The following is a 5,128-nucleotide window of genomic DNA, read 5'->3' as shown; positions in this document are numbered from 1 at the left end:
ATTACCATAAATGCTAGTAAGAGGAGTTCGTAAATCATGAGATATACAACGAAGAAGATTTGCTCTTAATTGCTCATTCTTAGCTAATGCAGCTGCCTCTTCTCTTTGTTTACTTATGAACTCATTTTCTAAAGCTATTCCACATTCTCCAAGCATTGATAACATAATATTATTATCAAAAGAATCTATTGGTTCATTCTCTATTGCTATACCTATTACCCCATAAACTCTTCCAGAAACCCTTATGGCAAAATATAAACATTTTGAACTTCCAAGTGTATTTGTTGTTGCACCTGCACACTTATTATTTTTATATACCCATTGAGCTACTGCTTTTTCATTTTCCGAAACATAGCTTGATAAATCTATATTAGCTTCATTAATCGGAAACATCATCGGCTCTGATAACTTTCCATCATTTGCACTATAAAAAATTATATCCTTATTTAGTAATTTCCTTAGTTGTATAGCAATTACTTGTATTATTCCATCTCTATCATGGGCCTGTTGTATAAGTCGATTAGTTTCAAGTAATACTTTTGTTCGATAAGCAATCTGGGTAGATTGAGTTACTTGTTCTTTTATTTTTGATGCCAAAGAACCAGTAAGTATTGCTGATGTAAACATAATAATAAATGTAACATAGTACCCTTCATCATAAAAACTAAATGTAAATCTTGGATTAATAAAAAATAAATTAAATACAAAAACACTAATTAATGATGATATAACACTTTGAAGTCTACTTTCTGTTATAATTGCAGTGACTAGTACTCCTAATATGTATACAGTTATTATATTAGCTTCATTAAATCCTAAGGAATAGAAAATAAAGCTTAGTATAGTAGATATAATTAAAATTAAAAGTAACTTTAAAAAATCTACTAATGTGAATTTTGGATTAGATTTTTTAATTTTTTTATTATAATATTTTAATGATGATTTATCAGGTATAATATATATATCAAGATTAGGCACATATGATGTAAGCCTTTCTGTTAAAGACATTTTTCCAAATAAAAACTTTCTTTTTATACTACTTCTGCCAAGAATTATCTTCGATACTCCTGATAACCTTGCAAACTCTGCAATTTGAAAAGCTATATCATCTCCGTAAACTGTTTCAATATTAGCTCCAAGTTGTTGTGCCAAACGAGTATTACTTCTTAGTCTTTTTTTATCTTCCTTATCCATGTTCTCAAAATCAGATGTCTCAACAAATAAAGCTGTAAACTCTCCTTTAAATGCTTTAGCCATCCTAGATCCAGTTCTTATTATTTTAGGATTAGAGGGAGATGATGATAAGCAAACTAGGATATTTTCATCTGTAAAATATTCATTACCTTGAATATTTTTAACTTTTTCAGATATTCTGTTAACATGATCTGCTGTTTGTCTTAAAGCTATTTCTCTTAGTGCAGTAAGGTTTTCTAGGGAAAAAAAATTCTCTATAGCCATTTGAGCTTGCTTAGCTTTGTATATTTTACCGTTATTTAATCTTTCTATTAATTCTTCTGGCTCTATATCAACAAGTTCAACTTGACTTGCATTATCGAAAACATGGTCAGGTATCCTCTCTCTTACCATGATTCCTGTAATAGATGCAACAATATCATTAAGACTCTCTATATGTTGAACATTTACTGTTGTATAAACATTAATTCCTAATTTTAATAATTCATTAATATCTTGATATCTTTTTAGGTGACGACAACCACTTGCATTTGTATGTGCTAATTCATCAATTAAAATTAATTTTGGATTTCGTTCTATTGCACTATCTATATCAAATTCATTTAAATTTATCCCTTTATGCGATATGGATTTAGTAGGCAAAACTTCAAGGCCTTTTAATAAATCCATTGTTTCTGGTCTTGTATGTGGTTCAATATACCCTACAACTACATCTATACCACGCTTTTTCGCTATATGGGCTGCTTCTAGCATTGCGTAGGTCTTTCCTACTCCTGCAGCATAGCCAAAAAATATTTTTAATTGCCCACGTTGTTGTCTTTCGGCTTCTTCATTTATCTTTTTCAAAATTTTATCAGGATTTATTCTTTTTTCTACCATACATATTCCCCCAATGTATAATAATGATAATTATATCATTATTATTAAGAAAGTTTTATAATTTCATATTAATATAAAAAAATAAAATTACTAATTAATTTTATTTTGAAACTTTTTATAATAAAAAAGTACAAAACCTTTATTATAAGTTTTGTACTTTCGTATAATATATTTTTTATACTAATCATATTATGATAATATTCCATCAATCATTAAATTAACTTTAAGAACATTAACAGTTGTCTCTCCTAAAAATCCTAAAAAAGGTTTCTCTGTACATTTTTTAACTATATCTTCAACTTGGCTTTCCTTCATATTATTATTGTCTGCAATCCTTTTAATTTGATATTGAGCAGCAGCAAGTGATATATGAGGATCTAGTCCACTACCAGAGCCTGTAACTAAATCAACAGGAATTGGTTTATCAGCATTATATTCATGATAACTTTTTATTGCTTTAACTCTTTGAGCAACAAGTTCCTCATATTCATCGCTAGCAGGGCTTAAATTAGAAGGAGCTGAATACATTAATTTATTACCATTTTCATCAGTAAATGTTCCTGTATCTATTTTCATTATGCGTCCCCACATATATTTTTCATCAGTATATTGTTGAGCAACTAACTCTGATCCATATTTTTTACCATCTACTTCTATAATACTTCCATTAGATTTTTCAGGAAATACAGCTTGAGCTATGGCTGTGATAGTTCCTGTGTATAATACGCCACAAACTAATGTAAATACTATAAATGATAGTATAGCACTAGTAAAAAGTGATTTCATATTACTCATAATTTCTTACCTCCAATTATATATTAAAAAATTATACATATATGCATTATTATAATTATTTCCTTATACTAAACCAAAGAATACTAATATCACGTCTATTATTTTAATAGATATAAATGGAGTTATAATACCTCCTAGTCCGTATATTAAAAGATTTCTAGAAAGAAGTTTTTCTGCTGATACTTCACGATATTTTACACCTTTTAAAGCTAAAGGTATTAATGCAATAATTATTAATGCGTTGTATATTATTGCTGATAATACTGCACTTTGAGGACTATAAAGATTCATTATATTTAATGCTGAAAGTTGAGGATATAATCCTAAAAATAGCGCTGGTATTATAGCAAAATATTTAGCAAGGTCATTAGCAATCGAAAAAGTTGTTAAACTGCCTCTTGTCATTAAAAGTTGTTTACCTATACGTACTATCTCTATTAATTTAGTAGGAGAAGAATCTAAATCAACCATATTACCAGCTTCTTTAGCTGCTTGTGTTCCAGAGTTCATAGCAACGGCAACATCTGATTGAGCAAGGGCTGGAGCATCATTTGTTCCATCACCAGTCATAGCTACTAAATGACCTTTTCTTTGAAAATCTCTTATTAATTTTAACTTACCTTCTGGCGTAGCTTCTGCAAGAAAATCATCTACTCCAGCTTCGGCAGCTATTGCAGCAGCAGTAAGCGGGTTATCTCCTGTTATCATTATTGTTTTTATTCCCATTTTTCTTAAATCTGCAAACTTTTCTTTGACACCTTTTTTTATTATATCTTTTAGGTGTATCACTCCTAATATCTTATTATTTTTTGTCACTACTAATGGTGTTCCACCTTGATTAGATATTTTTACAACTACTTCATTACACTCTTGGCTATAAACACCTCCAGATTTTATTATATAATCTTTAATAGCATCTACTGCACCTTTTCTAATTTTATCTCCATCATAATCAACTCCACTCATACGAGTTTTGGCTGTAAAAGGTATAAATTTAACATCTTTTTTATTAAGATTTCTACCCCTTATACCAAACTCTTCTTTTGCCAAAATAACTATACTTCTTCCTTCTGGAGTCTCATCTGCTAAAGAAGATAATTGTGCTGCATCAGCTAATTCTTCTGGAGATGTTCCATCAACAGGTATAAATTCACTTGCTTGACGATTTCCAAGTGTAATTGTACCTGTTTTATCTAGCATTAATATATCAACATCTCCTGCTGCTTCAATAGCACGACCGCTCATAGCAAGTACATTTGCTTGATTAAGTCTACTCATACCAGCTATACCTATTGCAGAAAGTAAAGCTCCTATTGTTGTTGGTGCTAAACATACAAGTAAAGCTACTAATGTCGTCACAGAAGTTGGATTTTCCACACCAACTTGTTTTGATATAAATATTGAATAAGTATAAAGTGACATAGTTACTAAAATAAATATTATAGATAAAGCAACAAGAAATATTTCAAGAGCCTTTTCATTTGGTGTTTTCTTTCTTGAAGCTCCTTCAACCATTGCAATCATTTTATCTAAGAAGCTCTCACCTTCTTCACTTGTTATTTTAACTATTATCCAGTCAGAAGTAACAGTAGTTCCACCTGTAACAGCACTACGGTCGCCACCACTTTCACGGATAACTGGAGCAGATTCTCCAGTTATAGCACTTTCATCAACAGAGGCAGCACCTTCTATTACTTCACCATCAGCAGGGATTTGTTCTCCTGATTTAACAATTACAATATCACCTTTTTTTAGTAAAGATGAAGAAACTATCGTTACTTTATCTTTTTCATCTATTGAATTAATCTTATGTGCATCAACATCTTTTTTCGATGCTCTTAAAGAATCTGCCTGAGCTTTTCCTCTTCCTTCTGCAATAGCTTCCGCAAAATTTGCAAATAATACAGTAAGCCAAAGTATTATAGCTATGGCTAGTGTATATCCAGAGGGTGCATCTTTAATTCCAAATAAAGATACTATCCAAAGTACACTTGTTAAAATAGCTGATATATAAACTAATAACATAACAGGATTTTCTTTTTGTGTTTTTGGTTTTAACTTTATAAATGAATCTTTAACAGCTCTTACTAATATTTTTTTATCAACAAGAGATGTTTGTGTTTTTAATTCCATTTTCTAACTCCCCCTATAATATTGAACTAAAGTATTCTGCTATTGGCCCCAGTGAAAGTGCTGGGAAGAAACTAAGTGCCCCAACTAAAATAATTATTAGTATTAACATAAATACAAATAATCCATT

4 protein-coding genes are annotated in these 5,128 nt (G+C 30.1%); all 4 read right to left on the bottom strand.

The genetic code is table 11. The features are described 5' to 3' along the window. Positions 1–2,073: sensor histidine kinase (locus tag J7G74_RS10905; RefSeq protein WP_297135195.1), on the bottom strand; the 2,073-nt coding region annotated here is incomplete at its 3' end. 189 nt (positions 2,074–2,262) lie between these two features. Beyond that, complete coding sequence (gene kdpC / locus J7G74_RS10900) at positions 2,263–2,868, bottom strand: potassium-transporting ATPase subunit KdpC (RefSeq protein WP_297135192.1); 606 nt, start codon at positions 2,866–2,868, stop codon at positions 2,263–2,265. Between the two features lie 63 nt (positions 2,869–2,931). Then, positions 2,932–5,001 carry a potassium-transporting ATPase subunit KdpB gene (gene kdpB / locus J7G74_RS10895; RefSeq protein ID WP_297135190.1) on the bottom strand — a complete coding sequence of 690 codons (2,070 nt, stop codon included), beginning with the start codon at positions 4,999–5,001 and terminating at the stop codon, positions 2,932–2,934. Between the two features lie 13 nt (positions 5,002–5,014). Beyond that, positions 5,015–5,128: potassium-transporting ATPase subunit KdpA (locus tag J7G74_RS16820; RefSeq protein ID WP_297135197.1), on the bottom strand; the 114-nt coding region annotated here is incomplete at its 5' end.

Source organism: Terrisporobacter sp. (genome assembly GCF_017888745.1).
Lineage (GTDB): Bacteria > Bacillota > Clostridia > Peptostreptococcales > Peptostreptococcaceae > Terrisporobacter.
The sequence above is the reverse complement of the archived record's forward strand: the minus strand, read 5'-3'. Positions and strand labels throughout refer to the sequence as shown.

Coding starts and splice junctions, on each gene's coding strand:
- kdpB (WP_297135190.1), bottom strand. CDS start 5,001: ATGGAATTAAAAACACAAACATCTCTTGTTGATAAAAAAATATTAGTA.
- kdpC (WP_297135192.1), bottom strand. CDS start 2,868: ATGAGTAATATGAAATCACTTTTTACTAGTGCTATACTATCATTTATA.